General features: G+C 63.2%; 17 protein-coding genes. 4 read left to right on the top strand and 13 right to left on the bottom strand.

The window, feature by feature from the left end:
• Positions 1–7: 7 nt before the first annotated feature.
• The 3 genes from AC1DY9_RS04395 to AC1DY9_RS04385 form a co-directional block, all read right to left on the bottom strand.
• Positions 8–1,015: a Bug family tripartite tricarboxylate transporter substrate binding protein gene (locus AC1DY9_RS04395; protein WP_457280623.1), complete on the bottom strand. Its 1,008-nt coding sequence runs from the start codon at positions 1,013–1,015 to the stop codon at positions 8–10.
• A gap of 83 nt (positions 1,016–1,098) precedes the next feature.
• Positions 1,099–1,470 (bottom strand): AtuA-related protein, encoded by a 372-nt coding sequence (locus tag AC1DY9_RS04390; protein ID WP_457280622.1) that lies wholly within the window; start codon positions 1,468–1,470, stop codon positions 1,099–1,101.
• The gene (locus tag AC1DY9_RS04385; protein ID WP_457280621.1) at positions 1,467–2,885 is read right to left on the bottom strand and encodes an acyclic terpene utilization AtuA family protein; all 1,419 of its coding nucleotides are present in this window, start codon (positions 2,883–2,885) and stop codon (positions 1,467–1,469) included. Before AC1DY9_RS04385 ends, AC1DY9_RS04390 begins: the two co-directional genes overlap by 4 nt.
• A 91-nt stretch (positions 2,886–2,976) precedes the next feature.
• On the opposite strand from AC1DY9_RS04385, the gene AC1DY9_RS04380 reads away from it, so the two are divergent.
• Positions 2,977–3,963: a LysR family transcriptional regulator gene (locus AC1DY9_RS04380; RefSeq protein WP_457280620.1), complete on the top strand. Its 987-nt coding sequence runs from the start codon at positions 2,977–2,979 to the stop codon at positions 3,961–3,963.
• Positions 3,964–3,984: 21 nt separating this feature from the next.
• Here the strand turns inward: AC1DY9_RS04380 and AC1DY9_RS04375 are convergent, their stop codons facing one another.
• Together AC1DY9_RS04375 and AC1DY9_RS04370 are read right to left on the bottom strand one after the other, a co-directional pair.
• Complete coding sequence (locus tag AC1DY9_RS04375; protein ID WP_457280619.1) at positions 3,985–4,539, bottom strand: hypothetical protein; 555 nt, start codon at positions 4,537–4,539, stop codon at positions 3,985–3,987.
• Positions 4,540–4,923: 384 nt separating this feature from the next.
• Positions 4,924–5,376 carry a DUF2721 domain-containing protein gene (locus tag AC1DY9_RS04370; protein ID WP_457280618.1) on the bottom strand — a complete coding sequence of 151 codons (453 nt, stop codon included), beginning with the start codon at positions 5,374–5,376 and terminating at the stop codon, positions 4,924–4,926.
• A gap of 244 nt (positions 5,377–5,620) precedes the next feature.
• Between AC1DY9_RS04370 and AC1DY9_RS04365 the strand changes: the two genes are divergently transcribed.
• Positions 5,621–6,388: a glutathione peroxidase gene (locus AC1DY9_RS04365; protein ID WP_477665887.1), complete on the top strand. Its 768-nt coding sequence runs from the start codon at positions 5,621–5,623 to the stop codon at positions 6,386–6,388.
• On the opposite strand, the gene AC1DY9_RS04360 is transcribed toward AC1DY9_RS04365, so the two are convergent.
• From AC1DY9_RS04360 to AC1DY9_RS04345, 4 genes are all read right to left on the bottom strand, one after another.
• Positions 6,385–7,722, bottom strand: coding sequence for a type II toxin-antitoxin system HipA family toxin (locus AC1DY9_RS04360; RefSeq protein WP_477665886.1), 1,338 nt, complete (start codon positions 7,720–7,722; stop codon positions 6,385–6,387). The genes AC1DY9_RS04365 and AC1DY9_RS04360 overlap by 4 nt on opposite strands.
• 3 nt (positions 7,723–7,725) lie before the next feature.
• Positions 7,726–8,052 (bottom strand): helix-turn-helix domain-containing protein, encoded by a 327-nt coding sequence (locus AC1DY9_RS04355; RefSeq protein WP_477665885.1) that lies wholly within the window; start codon positions 8,050–8,052, stop codon positions 7,726–7,728.
• Positions 8,053–8,227: 175 nt separating this feature from the next.
• Positions 8,228–9,202, bottom strand: a complete 975-nt coding sequence (locus AC1DY9_RS04350; RefSeq protein WP_477665884.1) for a tripartite tricarboxylate transporter substrate-binding protein — start codon at positions 9,200–9,202, stop codon at positions 8,228–8,230.
• A gap of 17 nt (positions 9,203–9,219) precedes the next feature.
• Positions 9,220–10,569, bottom strand: a complete 1,350-nt coding sequence (locus tag AC1DY9_RS04345) for a class-II fumarase/aspartase family protein (protein ID WP_477665883.1) — start codon at positions 10,567–10,569, stop codon at positions 9,220–9,222.
• 120 nt (positions 10,570–10,689) lie between these two features.
• Between AC1DY9_RS04345 and AC1DY9_RS04340 the strand changes: the two genes are divergently transcribed.
• Positions 10,690–11,550, top strand: a complete 861-nt coding sequence (locus AC1DY9_RS04340; protein ID WP_477665882.1) for a LysR substrate-binding domain-containing protein — start codon at positions 10,690–10,692, stop codon at positions 11,548–11,550.
• 18 nt (positions 11,551–11,568) lie between these two features.
• On the opposite strand, the gene AC1DY9_RS04335 is transcribed toward AC1DY9_RS04340, so the two are convergent.
• The 3 genes from AC1DY9_RS04335 to AC1DY9_RS04325 form a co-directional block, all read right to left on the bottom strand.
• Positions 11,569–12,825: an Hsp70 family protein gene (locus AC1DY9_RS04335; RefSeq protein WP_477665881.1), complete on the bottom strand. Its 1,257-nt coding sequence runs from the start codon at positions 12,823–12,825 to the stop codon at positions 11,569–11,571.
• Complete coding sequence (locus tag AC1DY9_RS04330; protein ID WP_477665880.1) at positions 12,822–13,343, bottom strand: hypothetical protein; 522 nt, start codon at positions 13,341–13,343, stop codon at positions 12,822–12,824. The genes AC1DY9_RS04335 and AC1DY9_RS04330 overlap by 4 nt, the downstream gene beginning before the upstream one ends.
• Positions 13,344–13,472: 129 nt before the next feature.
• Positions 13,473–13,940 carry a nuclear transport factor 2 family protein gene (locus AC1DY9_RS04325; protein ID WP_477665879.1) on the bottom strand — a complete coding sequence of 156 codons (468 nt, stop codon included), beginning with the start codon at positions 13,938–13,940 and terminating at the stop codon, positions 13,473–13,475.
• Positions 13,941–14,058: 118 nt separating this feature from the next.
• Here AC1DY9_RS04325 and AC1DY9_RS04320 point away from each other — a divergent pair, with 118 nt between their 5' ends.
• Positions 14,059–14,637: a TetR/AcrR family transcriptional regulator gene (locus AC1DY9_RS04320; protein WP_477665878.1), complete on the top strand. Its 579-nt coding sequence runs from the start codon at positions 14,059–14,061 to the stop codon at positions 14,635–14,637.
• Here the strand turns inward: AC1DY9_RS04320 and AC1DY9_RS04315 are convergent.
• A complete protein-coding gene (locus AC1DY9_RS04315; protein WP_477665877.1) occupies positions 14,634–15,092 on the bottom strand; it encodes a MerR family transcriptional regulator in 459 nt (152 codons plus the stop codon). The genes AC1DY9_RS04320 and AC1DY9_RS04315 overlap by 4 nt on opposite strands.
• Position 15,093: the final 1 nt, after the last annotated feature.

Genomic DNA, 15,093 nt, shown 5'->3' with positions numbered 1-15,093 from the left:
CACACCGTTATTCRGGCTCGATTCCCGCAGCCTTGATGATCTTTCCCCACTTCAGCGTTTCTGCCGCCTGGAACTTGCGGAGCTCTTCCGGGTTGCTGGTGAAGATTTCAGTGCCGCTGGCCTGGTAAAACGGTGCGGCCGAAGGGCTGCGGGCCGCCTTGACCAGCATGTCGCTCAGCTTCGCCACCACGTCCGCGGGCGTGCCGGCGGGCGCGTAGGCGGCAAACCAGTAGGTCATTTCATACCCCTTGACGCCGGCCTCGGCGATGGTCGGCACCTCGGGCGCCAACGGTGAACGCTGCCGGGTGGAAACACCCAGCGCCTTGAGCTTGCCGCCCTTGACCTGCGGCAGGCCGGTCGCCATGTCGGTGATCATCATGTCGATCTGGCCGCCCAGCAGGTCCGTCACCGCGGGCGGATTGCTCTTGTACGGAATGTTCAGGATGTAGGTGCCCGTCATCTGCTTGAACTGCTCGCCCGCCACGCGGCTGGACGAGCTGCCGCTGCCAAAAGACAGCTTGCCGGGTTTCGATTTGGCCAGCGCAATGAACTCCGCCACGCTGTTGACCGGCAGTGCCGGGTTGACCACCATGATCTGGCCGCCGCGGCCCAGCGCGGTCAGCGGTGCGAAGTCCTTGACCGGGTCGTAAGGTAGCTTTTTGAACAGGTGCTCATTGGCCGACTGCGTGGTGTTGGTGGTGATGAACACGGTGTAGCCGTCGGGCTTCGCCTTGGCGGCTGCCTGGGCGCCGATGAAGCTGTTGGCGCCGGGCTTGTTGTCGACCACCACGCTGACCTTGGTGTCGTTGGTCACGGCCTGGCCGATGGCGCGTGCCAGCTGGTCGGTCGCGCTGCCGGCCGCAAACGGCACGACAAAGGTGATCGGCTTTTCGGGAAAGCCCTGCGCCTGTGCCGCCATGGGCACGGCGAGAGGCGCGATGGCCCATAGCGCGGCGATGCCGAGCATGGCGGGGCGGATGCGGCTGTGGACGAATTTTTGAGTGGCGGTTTTCATGTTGTCTCCTGATGTTGTGATGAGGCGTATCTGACGTTGTTGATCTCGTCTTGGTGTCCTGGTGTCCTGGTGAATCGGCTCCGTTAAAAAGCGTGGTCTCCTCCGGCCAACAGGCCTGCGAGCGCCGCGGGAACCTCGATGGGTAGATCCAGCAGCCAGAATGAAAGCGACTTGCCGTGCGTGTCGAGGTTGAGCGCGTCATTCACGCCACCATCCAGCACGTCGTCAAGCACAAAATTCAGCGCGCCCAGCAAGGGCAGTTCAAACCGCTGCACACAGCTGGGCTTGCGGTGGGCAAAGTGGCGCGCCACTGCGGCTTCGCTCAGTTGCTGCAAAAGAACGGGATAAAGCTCAGCGTGCCAGGCAATCACGCTGATGTTGGAACGGTTGCCTTTGTCGCCGGTTCGCCCGTGCGCGGCGCGGTACAGCGGGACCGTGATCATGGCCTGGCTCATGCGGCCTCCCCTGCGGTAGCCAGCGCTGCGGTATCGAGCATCCTGAACGACACCTTCACAGCGTCTCGGGGCACCAGGCAGGGCAAGGTGTTGAGCCTTGGTGTCAGTGTCGTGCGCACGCCGCCGCCGCCGGCTGGGCCGCAGCAGTACAGGGCGGTGACTTCCCGCGTCAGCCGCTCGGCCTCAAGGCGGTCAGTGTGTGTGGCAGCCACGCGCAGGCGTATGTCGCGCGCGTCACCGGGCGGCGTTGCGGCGAGCAGGTTGCCGGCATCGTCACCCATGACGCTGAGTGCGCCGACCAGGTCCACCCGCAGCGCCAGGGCCGGCAGGCGCCGGCGCAGCACATCGGCCGCCAGACGGGCGCGGGCCTCGGCGCGCGGGCCGGCGTAAGAGATTTCACCTTCGGCCAGCCAGCCGCCCTCATGGCAGAGGTTGACCTTCAGGCTGGGAGGCCGGGCATGGCCGCGCACACCGCTCAGCGCCACGCGGTTGGGGCCGGCTTGTTCAATCTGCGCCGTGGTGATGTCCGCCACAACGTCGGGCGTGAGGTAGGCAGCCGGGTCATGCACTTCATACAACAACTGCTCCTTGACGCTGGCAAGGTTCACCAGCCCGCCTGTGTTGGCAGCCTTGCCGATGATGCAGTTGCCGTCGGCGCTGATTTCGGCAATCGGGTAGCCGACGGCGTGCAAATCGGGAACGTCCTTGTAGCCGGGGTCTGCAAAATAGCCGCCGCAAACCTGCGCCCCGCATTCCAGCAAATGGCCGGCCATGGTGGCGCGTGCCAGCAGGTCCCAATCATCGGCACGCCAGCCAAAGTGCGACATGGCAGGCCCGACGGCCAGCGACGGATCGGCCACGCGGCCGGCCACCACAATTTGCGCGCCGGCGTCCAGCGCAGCGGCAATCGCTTCAGCGCCAATGTAGGCGTTGGCACTGACCATGCGGATGCCGTCCATCGCGCTGCCCAGCTGGGTGCGCAGCAGCTGGCGGTGCCGCTCTTCCGAGAGGTCGTCACCTTCGACCACCGCAATACGCGGTGCAGCCAAACCCAGCTCCCGGGCCATGGCCTGAATATGCCGCGCCGCGCCCATCGGGTTGGCCGCGCCGAAGTTGCTGACGATGCGGATGTTGTGCTGCAGGCAGCGCGCCAGCACGGGGCGCAGCATGTCGTCCAGCAGCGGCTCGAAGCCGGCGCCGGGGTCGGCGCGGCGGCGCAGTTGCGCCAGGGCCAGCGTGCGTTCGGCCAGCGTCTCGAAAATCAGGAAGGCCGGCCCGCCCCGCGCGATCAGGGTGTCTACCACTGGGCCGGCCGCGTCCACACGGTCACCCGAAAAGCCGGCCGCGCAACCGATCAGCAGGCTGGCGGGCGGTGTGGCGGTACGGGCGGCTGCAGCGGCGGTGGTAGAGGTCATCATGGCCAAGCGTTGAATGCCACGAATTTAAGCCCCAACCTTTTATTTGTAAAATGCAAAATTCCTATTGATTGACTTGAAAATCAGATTAATGGCTGCGTCCACTACCACCCCGAAAAATGCGGCCCGCCCGCCTGCACGCAGCCCCAACCTGTCGACGCGCCAGCTGCGGGCTTTCCTGGCGCTGGTGGAGCTGAGCAGCTTTACCCGGGCCGCGGCCGCCTGCCACCTGTCGCAGCCTGCGTTCAGCGCCCTGATCCAGACACTGGAAGCAGAGCTGAATACCCGGCTGTTTGACCGCGACACGCGCAGCGTGCAGCTGACAGCGGAGGGAAGATTGTTTGAAGCGCCGGCGCGGCAATTGCTGGGTGACTTCAGCGCCGCGGTGGGTGAACTGAGCGATCACGTCGAGCGCCGCAAGGGACGCGTGCATGTTGCGGCCCTGCCCTCCCTCGCGGCAGGCTGGCTGCCCTCCATCTTTGCGGAATTCAGGCTGGCCTGGCCCGGTATTGACCTCAACCTCAGCGACCTGCTGTCTGACGCTTGCATTGAGCTGGTGCGCAGCGGCAAAGCCGACTTCGCGCTCGCCTCGACAGGCGCCACGCACGCGGGCCTGACCACGCAGCTGCTTTGCACCGACCGTTTTCACCTGGTCTGCCGCACGGACCATCCCCTGGCCGCAGAAAAAGTATTGACGCTGAAGAAACTGGCGGCCTTCCCGTTTATCCACATGTCGCGCAACAGCAGCGTGCGACAGGCGCTGGACGCAGCGCTGCACCCGTTGCAGACCCATACGGTGCTGGAAGTAGACCAGCTGGCGACGGTGACCGGCATGGTCGAGGCTGGCATCGGCATCAGCGTGGTGCCGGCGCTCACGCTCTTTCACTTTGAGCGAAAGAACCTGCTGACGCGGCCGCTGGCCACGCCTGGCCTGTCACGAAAAATTTATGCCGTGCGCCGGCAGGAAGGCAGCCTTTCGGTGGCGGCACAGGCGCTGCACGACCTGGTCATGGAGCGCATGAAAGCGTGGCAGCCCGGGCTGCAGCAGCTCAAACATCGCAAACCCGGAAAGCCTTAGGGCTTCAGGACTTTTTAGGGCTTAGAGCGAGCCCAGATCCTGCACGGCATCCACCACCATGCTGGTGCCCAGCGCAATCAGCAAAATGTCGGTCGCGACACGCACATATTTATGGCCCGAGGGCGGAGGGCCCAGACGCACCACCACCGATGCAGGCACCGGGTAATACACCACGCCGGCAGGCAGCGGTTGCCCGATGGCATACTTTTTGGCCTGGCCGGGGGGCATGCAGCCGTTGTTTTTCTTGGCAAGGCCCGGAGGGCAATGGCCAGACTTGAATTGCTTGCCGTAGTAGTCCTGCAGCACCACACGTTGCTCGGGAACAAAATAGCCGCCTACCCTGACGTCTTCGTGTTTCTTGCCTTTGGACTTCTTGTCTTTTTTACCGCCGTGATCGTCCTGGTCTGACTGCTCCACCTGGCTGTGCTTGCCGCCCTTGTCCTTGTTCTTGCCGCCGCCGGCCCATTCGGGTTTCTCGGCAAAGCTCGCGGAGCACATCAGCGCGCCTGCCATCAAAAGTGCCAGGCTGCGGCTGGTCAGGCGCAAACCTGTTGTCGGTGTGTGTGTTGTTGTCATCGTGGTTCTCCAGTGGTTTTCAGTACAGGGCTCGCCGGACACAGGCAACAAGTGCACAGCGTCCCTTTTTCAACGGCGGCCTGCGGTTGCCGTTGACAGGGCATTCACCTGCCGCGCTGCACGCTGCGGGCACGTCCGCACGGGCGTGCCGCTACACGCAGAGCTGCACAATTCTGGCGGAGAAACACAGCATGGGGATGTAAGGAAACAAGCTGTTTCACAGTCATACGTTGTCACGTATCTGAAGGTCTGGCGTTTTCTGCCGGCCACTATTACGACAGGAGAAAAACCTTATTGCTATATTTTTTATAGCTGCTCGCGCTTGTTCCAATTGGCCTGCAGGCATTTAAGACCTGCAAAACAATCAAACCTCAAACCACCGCGCTATTTTTTCGGCTCGGCAAACTTGAGCAGGCGTGTGGCCAGCAGCGTTTCAGCCAGGAAACAGACCAGCGCGAGAAGAAAGCACACCACGCCCGACAAAAAACAGACAGTGGCAATGCGCAGGGTCGGCAACTCACTCGTCTCACCCAAAAACAGCAGGATGATGGTAGTGCCGATCAGCATGGCGCAAAAGGTCAGAAAGGCGATGCAGATGTTGACCAGCCAGCCGCGCTGGCGCAACTCGCGCAGTTCGGCATACATGCGGTGCGCGCGGGCCTCTTCCACGCCGCCGGTCTCCAGCCGGTTCTCCAGGAAACGCGCGCGGTCGATGATGCGTGCCAGCCGCCCGGCGACGGCGGCGATCATGCCCGACACCGCGGTGAGCAAAAACACCGGCGCCACTGCCAGTTGAATACCGTGGGTGACCGTCGCAAGGTCGGGCGCAAAGTTCATGCGGAGCTCCGGGGGTTCATGAAATGGGTATTGTCATGCAAACATCAGGCCATCAGGCCTGCCGGTCGCCTGCCTTGCTGACGATGCCCTACACAGATGTCGTCGCTGTCCGACATGTCCTGCCGTTGACGCTCTCCACAATGAATCAGACGGCAAGGTTGCGACCGACATCGGCGCCCTGATTTTTAGATCAAGAGCCATGCCACACCGCTCCCCCGCACACATACCAGCCAAAGGATTTCCCATGCTCCCCAACAACGAGGGACAGCGCGTCCCCGACGTCACCTTCAAAACTCGCCAGAACGACCAGTGGGTTGACGTGAAAAGCACTGACCTGTTTGCCGGCAAAAACGTCGTGGTTTTTTCGCTGCCCGGCGCCTACACGCCCACCTGCTCTTCCACCCACTTGCCGCGCTTTAATGCGCTGGCCAACACCTTCAAGGCCCATGGCATTGATGACGTGGTCTGCGTCTCGGTCAACGACGCCTTTGTGATGAACGAATGGGGCAAGGCGCAGGAGGCCGGCAATATCACCCTGATCCCGGACGGCAACGGCGACTTCACGCGGGCTATGGGCATGCTGGTTGACAAGAGTGATCTCGGCTTCGGCAAGCGCTCCTGGCGTTATTCCATGCTGGTGCGGGACGGCGTGGTCGAGAAGATGTTCATTGAACCTGAAAAGGAAGGCGACCCCTTCGAGGTTTCGGACGCCGACACCATGCTCAAGTACCTTGCACCGCAAGCCGTGGCGCCCGAGCCCATCACCCTCTTCAGCAAGCCGGGCTGCCCGTTTTGCGCGAAAGCCCGGGCCATGCTGGACGAAGCAGGTCTTAGCTATGAGGAGATCATCCTGGGCCAGGGCATCACCACCAGTACGCTGCAAGCGGTTGCAGGCGCGGGAACGGCGCCACAAGTATTCGCAGGCGGGAAAAAAATCGGCGGGTCGGAGGACCTGCAAGCCTGGTTGAAAGAGTCCCGGCCACAGCCGGAACCGCGCCAGTTTCTCAGCTAGCCGGCTGCGGCGCTTTTCGCCCTGCGCCGGGCGCGCCAGCTGACCACCGCCTCGCAGGCGTCAAAGTGCTTGAGCAGGTTCTGCTTTTGCCGTTCGAGCAGCGAACTGGCGGCAATCATCTGCGGCCATGACTCACACGCTTTTCCCACTGCTTCATTGAGCACGCCGCGCACGCGCGTTTCAAACATGCCCGTGGCGTTGCAAAAACTGCGCAAGGTCTTGGCGGTCAGCCTGGCCTGTTTTTCTCCGCCGGGCACAAAGCGCAGCGCGTGGCCCCTGCCGCCCAGGTAGGCCGCGTAGGCCACCACGTCGTAGGCCGGAGACAACTCGGGTGTGCGGCCACCCGGGTACACCACACCGAAGTTTTTGACGTGAGCGTCATAGTTTCCGAGCATTTCATTGACCATCACGCGGCGGATCAGTTCCTCTGCAGCGCCCTCGCCCACGTGCGCATCCAGGCTCATGCCTTCGCGCAAAGTCCGGGCCATGGCGGCGTAGGTTGCGGCGGGATGCGTGTATTTTTCTTCCGGCTGGATGCGCAGGATCTGCGCAAAGTCTTCGCAATGAATGTGCCCTTCAGGCCCGCGGTCAAAGCGCTTGACGGCCAGGAAATGCCGGCTTTCGCCAAGCACAAAGGGTTGCTCGGCGACGATCTCGTCCATGGGCGCCAGCCAGGCCTCACAGACGTTCACGCCGGCTGCCCGCGCAAGCCGCAGGGAAAGCTCTTCCACTTCGGGCAACAGGGCAAATTCGGCCGTGGGCAGCTTGGCGATGATGTGGGTGCCTTGCGCGTCGCGGGTGCGCGCCACGTAGCGGCCCGGCTGCTGCACCAATGCCAGCTTGGGCTGCACGCCCGACAGCGATGTCGCGTCGGGCAAGGGATCGGCCGTGACGGACATTTCGAGCGCATCGTTGTGCTGCGTCACCACCCCTGCCAGCGCGTCGGCATCAAGGTGCGCAGGGTAGGCATACACATTGCCCGGCAAGTCTGTGCCGCAGGCGGCCAGCATGTCGAAATGGTCGTTGGGTCCGCAACCGCGCAACTGCTCCAGGTGGCGGCGCAGCGGCCCTTCGGGCAGCAGGTTCTGGAAGAAGGCCGGCAGGCGCCCGCCTTCGGCATTGAAGAACGGCGTGTTCACATAACTGCGCCAGAAAATCTCCCGGCGCTGCGGGTCGTCGTCGGTAGCGGCCCAGGAGAACACCGGCGAATCGGGGTTGGACCAAAAAACCTCGTCTGGAATGAAACGTGTGAGCGCGCTGCTGCCCGTGCCGTACTGGAACAGCAGGCCGGCACGCAAGGTGCCGATATAAATATCGAGCGCCAGAACGTTCATGGATCAGGGCCTGACGTTCTTGATGTTTGCCGCAGCGAGCTGGGAAGTTTCGGCCACGATGCGGTCCACCCGCGACAAGGCCGGCGCCGGCCCTTCGGCGGCTTGCGGCTGCAGCCCTGCAGCCACCCGCTTGGGCAGGAGCAGCACCTCCAGCCCGAGCTGGTCGGCAATGGCCATCAGCGTGGTCACGCGCGGCGCCGTCTTGCCCTGAAGGACGCTGCGCACCGACAAAGGCGTCAGCCCTGTGCTTTCGGCAACGGCCTGGTAATCCAGTCCCAGGCGTTGGCGCTGGCTTTCCAGGCTGGCAGCAACTTCAGACAATGTTTTCATAGATAGAAAAATATCGTTTCTTGTTAAAACGATAGTATTTTATCTAATTAAGTCAGATCAATCAATACTAAACTAGCGTTTTATACAAAAACAATAGTTAAATATCGTCTATCAAGGACTGACTTCTTCTTTTAATTCCTGTAGCGCTGCCACATACATGGGACAGCATCCACAGCTAGTCGGCATAAACACCGGCCGCCTTGATGATGGGCCCCCACCGGGCAATTTCGTTGCCCAGAAAGCTGCGGTGCCCGGCCAGTGTGGCACGGTCATCTTCCACAACCTGTATGCCTGAGGCAATTTGCGCCTGCCTGAAGGCAGGTGTTTTCATGGCCACCCGCAGCACATCATTGAGCCGCTGCTGGATGTGCGGCGGCGTGTCCTTCGGCGCATAAAGGGCAAACCAGATGCTCAGTTCGACACCCGAAATGCCGAACCGTGCCATGGTCGGAACGGCGGCGAGCGACGTGCCGGTCAGGGGTTTGGCGGAGGTCACGGCAATTGCCTTGAGCTTGCCGGCCTGGATATGGCCGACCGTCGTAGGGGTGGGGTCACAGATCATGTCCACATGCCCGCCAAGCAGGTCTGCCACTGCGGGCGCGCTGCCACGGTAGGGCACGGTCGTAATGCTGACTTTCAATGAAGACTGGAGCAGCAAGCCGCACAGGTGCGATGACGAGCCCACACCGGCGTGCGCGAGCCTGACCTGCGGCTGCCGGGCCATCCACCGGATCAGGCTCACCAAGGAGTCCGCAGGCACCTGCGGCCGTGCAACCAGCACCAGGGGCGTATCGACCACCACCCCCAGCGGCGCGAAATCCACATCCGGCTTGAAGCCCAGGTTCCGGTAGAGCGCCGGCGAAGTCGCCATGCCGATGTGCCCCATCAGCAGCGTGTGGCCATCGGCCGGAGCCCGCATGGCGATGACCGTGCCGAGGTTGCCGCCGGCGCCGGACAGATTCTGAACAACCACAGGCTGGCGCAGCTGGGCCTGCATCGGCACGGCAAGCTCCCTGGCCAGTTTGTCCATGGGCCCCCCGGCCGCAAAGGGCACGATGAGGGTGACCGGTTTGGTGGGATAGGCCTCCTGAGCGCACGCAGACGCAGCGCAGAAGGCGAGCATGAAGGCAATGCAGATGGCTCTGGTCATAAATCCCCTCGGGTTGGTTAAACGGATACGGATTGCGTTGCCAGGCCCCCGGCGGCAGGCGGCGGCCTGCGCGATGCGTCCACCTCGCGCGCACCAAAAGACAGGTGTTCGTTCACATCAAGCAGCGCATTCACTGCGGCTTCGTCCAGCCCGCACTGCAAGCCCACCAGGGCAGCCGCTATCGATACGCCCTCCACCCTGGACTCCTGGCAGGCACGGGCAACCAGTTCATGCGCGCGGTTCAGGCCGATGCGTCTGGCCAGCGCCATCTGCACGGTCTCGGTGACGATCGCCCCGTCTGTGAGGGCGACGTTGCGCGCCATCCTTGCGGAGTCCACCACCAGCTCGTCCAGCATGGTCGTGGCCTGCACCAGAAGGGCTCCCATCAGGGAGAAGCACAGCGGCACTGCATGCAGCTCGACATACCAGGCGTCCAGCGACCTTTCGTTCTCCACGATCGCCGCGTCCAGCATCATCGGGGCCGTGTGGAACAGCATTCTCGAAAGAGCGACGACGGACGACGCCGCGACCGGATTGTTTTTCTGCGGCATGGTGCTGCTGGCGCCCCTGTCGGCGGCAAAAGCCACTTCACCGACTTCCGTGCTGGAAAGCATCAGCAGGTCCCGGCCGATCTTTCCGAGCGTCGCAGCGATCTGCGACAAAAGAAGCACCGCCTCGGCCGGGCCGTCACGCATGCAATGCCACGCAATATCCGGTTCGTTCAACCCCAGCTTCTGCATCAGGCGCCGGCGTGTTTCATGCCCCGCGCCGGAGAATGAAGCAAGCGTGCCCACAGCGCCACCCAGTTGCCCGGTGGCCACGCGCGGCACAGCCTGTGCAAGCCGGTCCATCTGCCGCAGCACGCCGGAATTCCAGACCGCAGCCTTGAAGCCGAAGGTGACGGGCAACGCATGCTGCTGATTGGTCCGGCCGGCCTGAATGGTGCGCTGGTGGGTCGTGGCCAATGAGCCCAGCGCCCCCGAAAATTGCGCCAGCGAATCGCCGATCAGTGCGAATGCCTCCTGCATCTGAAGCGCCAGTGCGCAATCCATCACGTCCTGGGTCGTTGCGCCATAGTGGACATACTGGCCCAGATCGCCGCGGCACAGGTTGACCACCTGGTTCACCAGCCCCACCATGGGCAGGCCGACAAGGCGTGTCTTCTGCTTGAGTTGCGCAAAATCGATGTTTTCGACGTGGGCAACGCGACAGATTTCATCCGCCGCATCCTGAGGAATCACACCCAGTTCAGCCTGCACGACAGCGAGTTCACGCTCGAAACGAAGGCAGCGGTCGACAAAATTCCGCTCCGAAAAGATGCCAGCGATGGCCCCGCCGTCATGCAAATCACTGAAGAGCTGGTTCATTCGTCAGGCCCTTTGCGTTGCCACAGATGTTGCTAGGTGAAACAAACTGTATCTAATATGATGTCTCTGTAAAAACGATTTGTTGTGATCCCTCCGTTCTCTTTTAGCGATGGGTTGACCATGAATGTTCTGGGCCTGAAAACGTTTGCCGCCGTCGCCAGCCAGGGCGGCATTACCTCTGCCGCGCAAACGCTGCACACCGTGCAATCCAATATCACCCAGCGCATCCGGGTGCTGGAATCGGAGCTGGGCCTGGCACTTTTCAAGCGCCACAGCCGCGGCATGGAACTGACGCGTGCGGGCCAGCGGCTGCTGCCCTATGCCAACCGCATCGTGGCGCTGATGGATGAAGCGCAGGCCGCGGCCAAAGGGGAGGAAGACGCTCCCGCCGTCCTGACAATCGGCTCGATGGAGACCACCGCTGCGGTCCGGCTGCCCTCGCTGCTCGCCGCATACCGCCGCGTGCTTCCGCAGGTGGCCATCACGCTGGAAACCGGCCCGACCGCGACACTGATCGAGGCCGTGCTCACGCGGCGCCTGGATGGTGCGTTCATCGCCGGCCCGCTCAACAACCATGCGCTGCTCAGCCTGGTCGCGTTCGAAGAAGAACTGGTGCTCGTCTCGTCTGCCAGCTGGGTGCGCTCCAGTGAGCTCGGCAGGCGCCTGGAAAACGGCGCGGCGGCGATCATGTTCAAGACCGGCTGCTCTTATCGCCAGCGGTTCGAACAGCTTCTGAGCGAGCGCGGCTGGCCCAGGTACACCCGGCTTGAAATGGGCACACTGGAAGGCATCCTGGGCTGTGTAGCCGCGGAGGTCGGCATCTCGCTGCTTCCACGGTCCATTGTCGAAAACGCTGCCAACAGGTCCGCCTTACGCTGCCATCCATCGACGGGCAAGAAATACGCCGTCAAAACACTTTTTATCCGCCGGCGCGACGAGCATCCCGGCCAAGCCTTGCAGCAATTCATGGCCTTGCTGTAAGCCGCGGCCTGGCAGGCCCTAGCCGAACTTGCGCGCTGCATCCAGCGCCAGCCCGGCACCGATGCTGCCGAAACGGTCACCCTCCACACTGCGTGCCTGCGGCAGCAATGCTGAAATTTGCTCGCGCAGCAAAGGCACCCCGCTGGAGCCACCGGTGAAAAACACGGTGTCAATGTCGTCGGCGTTGACAACCGCGTCCTTGACCAGTCCCATCACGGTACGCGCCACAGTGCCGACCAGCTCATTGATGGCCGCGTCGAAATCGGGCCGGTGCAAGGTGAGCGTCTCGCCCGGCGCAATGCGCCCCAGGTCCATGACGGTTTCGGGTGCATCGGACAGCGCAATCTTGGCCGCCTCGACCTGCATGGCCAGCCAGTGCCCTGCCCGTTCGCGCACCAGGTTCTGCAGGCGGTCCAGCTTGTCTTTCTCGATTGCGCCACGCCGGATATCGCTGATCTGCGTCCACGACTTCTTGCTGTAGGCCTGGTTGATGGTGTGCCAGGTCGCCAGATTGAAGTACTGGGCCGACGGCACCTGCAACCCGCTGTGAAGCAGGCTGCCCAGGCCCAGCGTGGGCATGACGCTGGCCAGGCTCAGGTATTTATCGAAGTCCGTGCCGCCTATGTGCACACCGCCGCTGGCCAGAATATCGTCGCGCCTGTCGGCCTTGCGGGCCCGCTCGGGCGACAGGCGCACCAGCGCAAAGTCCGACGTACCGCCGCCGATGTCGACCACCAGCACAAGCTCTTCGCGCCGGATTTGCGACTCATAGTCAAACGCCGCCGCAATCGGTTCGTACTGGAAGGCGATGTCTTTGAGGCCCACTGCATGGGCGATCTCGGCCAATGTGTTTTCGGCTTTCTTGTCTGCGGCAGCATCGTCGTCGACAAAAAACACCGGGCGACCCAGCACGGCCTGCGTGAAAGGCTGGTCGGCGGCTTTTTCAGCGCGGTGCTTGAGCTCACCGATGAACTGCGCCAACAGCACACGAAACGGCAGCGCGCGGCCGGCGACTTCGGTGTGGTCGTCGATCATCGACGTGCCGAGCAGGCTTTTGAGCGAACGCATCAGGCGGCCTTCATAGCCGGCCAGGTAGTCGGCCAGCGCCGCTCGGCCATAGCTCACATGCGCGTCCTCGGCATGAAAGAACACCACCGAGGGAAGCGTGGGTTTGCCGCCTTCCAGCGCCAGCAGCGCGGGAAGCCCGGGCCGGCTCCAGCCTGCCGTCGAGTTGGAGGTGCCGAAGTCGATCCCGCAGGCGCGGGGCGTGCTCACCGCCCGGCCGGCTTGGCGAAGCCGCTTTCGGCCCACGCCACGGCGCTGGCGCGGGTGAGCTTGAAGGACGGCGCCACGCGCACCTGCGCGAGCTGCTCGCCCGCTTCGTCGGCGGCGCTGAGCAGGCCGTGCGGGTTGTCTTCGTCCGGAATGATGTCGAGCGAAACAGTGATGCGCGCCGCATTGGCCGTCACGGTGATGCTCTGGTGCAGCGTGGCATGCAGCTGCTGCTCATGCCGGCGCACAAATTCGGAAGCGGTTTTGACCAGCGTGCTGAAGGCCGGGCCATCCAGCGGCTTGGGGTTCTTCTTGTCGCGCCCCATGGTCCACGGCCCCACCAGCGCGGGCTCGGGCTCGCCGTCCTTGATCATGGCGACAGCCCAGCCGTCGTCGTCTTCATTCTTGATGACCTTGGCCGTCCAGCCGTCGCCGCACCAAAGCCTGGGTTCCTGGATGGGCTGGGTGTCGTTGGGGGATTCATCGGCCAAGCCGGCCGGCGGGGTGTGGGAGTCAGTCAAAACGCGGTCACTCGGGTGGAGCGCCCCGGCAATGAGCCGGGGGCAAATTCAGGTCACGCACCGCCTTCAAACAACATCAAACAACACGGTGCGCAGGGGGAGCGGATTTTACAGCCCTCCCCAAACCCCTCACAACCCAAGATCGCTGAGGCCCGGATGGTCATCGGGCCGGCGCCCGAGCGGCCAATGGAACTTGCGATCGGCGGCCTTGATGGGCAGGTCGTTGATGCTGGCGTGGCGCACGGCCATCAGGCCGTTTTCGTCGAACTCCCAGTTCTCGTTGCCGTAAGAGCGAAACCAGTTGCCCGCATCGTCATGCCATTCGTACGCAAAACGCACGGCAATGCGGTTGCCGCCAAAGGCCCAGAGTTCCTTGATGAGGCGGTAGTCCAGTTCACGCACCCACTTGCGTGACAGCAGCCCTGCGATTTCTTCACGCCCCGTGACGAACTCGGCGCGGTTGCGCCATTTGCTTTGCGGCGTGTAGGCCATAGCCACGCGCTGCGGCTCACGCGTGTTCCAGCCGTCTTCAGCAGCGCGGACTTTCTGCACGGCGGTTTCAAAGGTAAAAGGGGGAAGCGGCGGCCGTGATTCCATGGGGATCTCCTGGGGTTGAACAAAATGGGCAAAAACCAGATGTAGACAGCTTTGTCTACCATGACGAAATTCTGGCACATGTAGACAAACCTGTCTACATGACGTCTACAATGGCGCCATGGATGTTTCCACCCTCCCCGCACGCGAGCGCATCCTCGTCACGGCACACGAACTTTTCTACCGTGACGGCCTGCGCGCCACCGGCATCGACCGCATCATTGCCGAGTCGGGCGTGGCCAAGCTCACCTTCTACCGACACTTTCCCAGTAAGGACGAATTGATCCGCACCTTCCTGGACTACCGGCATGAACGCTGGATGGGCTGGTTTGTCGACGCGCTGGGCCGCCATGGCGCGCAACCCGGCGGTGGGCTGGCGCCGCTGGTGCAGGCCATGGCCGAGTGGTTCGCCGACCCGGCGTTTCGCGGTTGCGCTTTCATCAACGCCGTGGCGGAAGTGGGTGGCACCCTGCCGGGCGTGGCAGACATTGCGCGCCGGCACAAGCAGGACATGCAGCAAGTCATTGCCGATTTACTGCCACACGGCGCGGGCCAAACCGAGGCGGCGCGGGCCGCCGCGCTGGCAGTGGACGGCGCCATCGTGCGGGCGCAGATGGACGGCGCCGATGCGGCGCTGGCAGGCCTGCGCCTATTGCTGGGCGGGCTGGACAGCCCGGCCGGAAAAACGGGTAGCCGCTAGGTTTTTCCAGGCCGGCGCGATTTTTCTTTGGGCCGCGATGCGAGCGCGACGCCCGCACGCTCAACCACCTTCACGGCCGGGCGTTTGCCCGACGCCACCCACTCGCCGTAAAAGTCGATCTTGCTGTCCAGCAGCTTGAGCGCCAGCTGCCATTCGGCAATCATGTCCTTGACCTGCGCGCGGTGCGCGGCCAGCAGCGCCTGCCGCTGCCTGAGTGTGCTGCTGCCCTGCTTGACCAGCGCGGTGTACTCCCGCATTTCGGCAATCGACATGCCGGTGCGCCGCAGCCGGTCCATCAGGTCCAGCCAGCTGATGTGCAGGTCGCCATAGACGCGTCGGCCGCCGGCGTCGCGCGTCACGCCGGGGATCAGGCCCTGCGCCTCATACCAGCGTATGGTGTGCACGCTGCGGCCGGTGCGTGCGGCAAGCTGCCCGATCAGAAAACTTTCAGCCATG

Source organism: Polaromonas sp. P1_F6 (genome assembly GCF_056405695.1).
The sequence above is the reverse complement of the archived record's forward strand: the minus strand, read 5'-3'. Positions and strand labels throughout refer to the sequence as shown.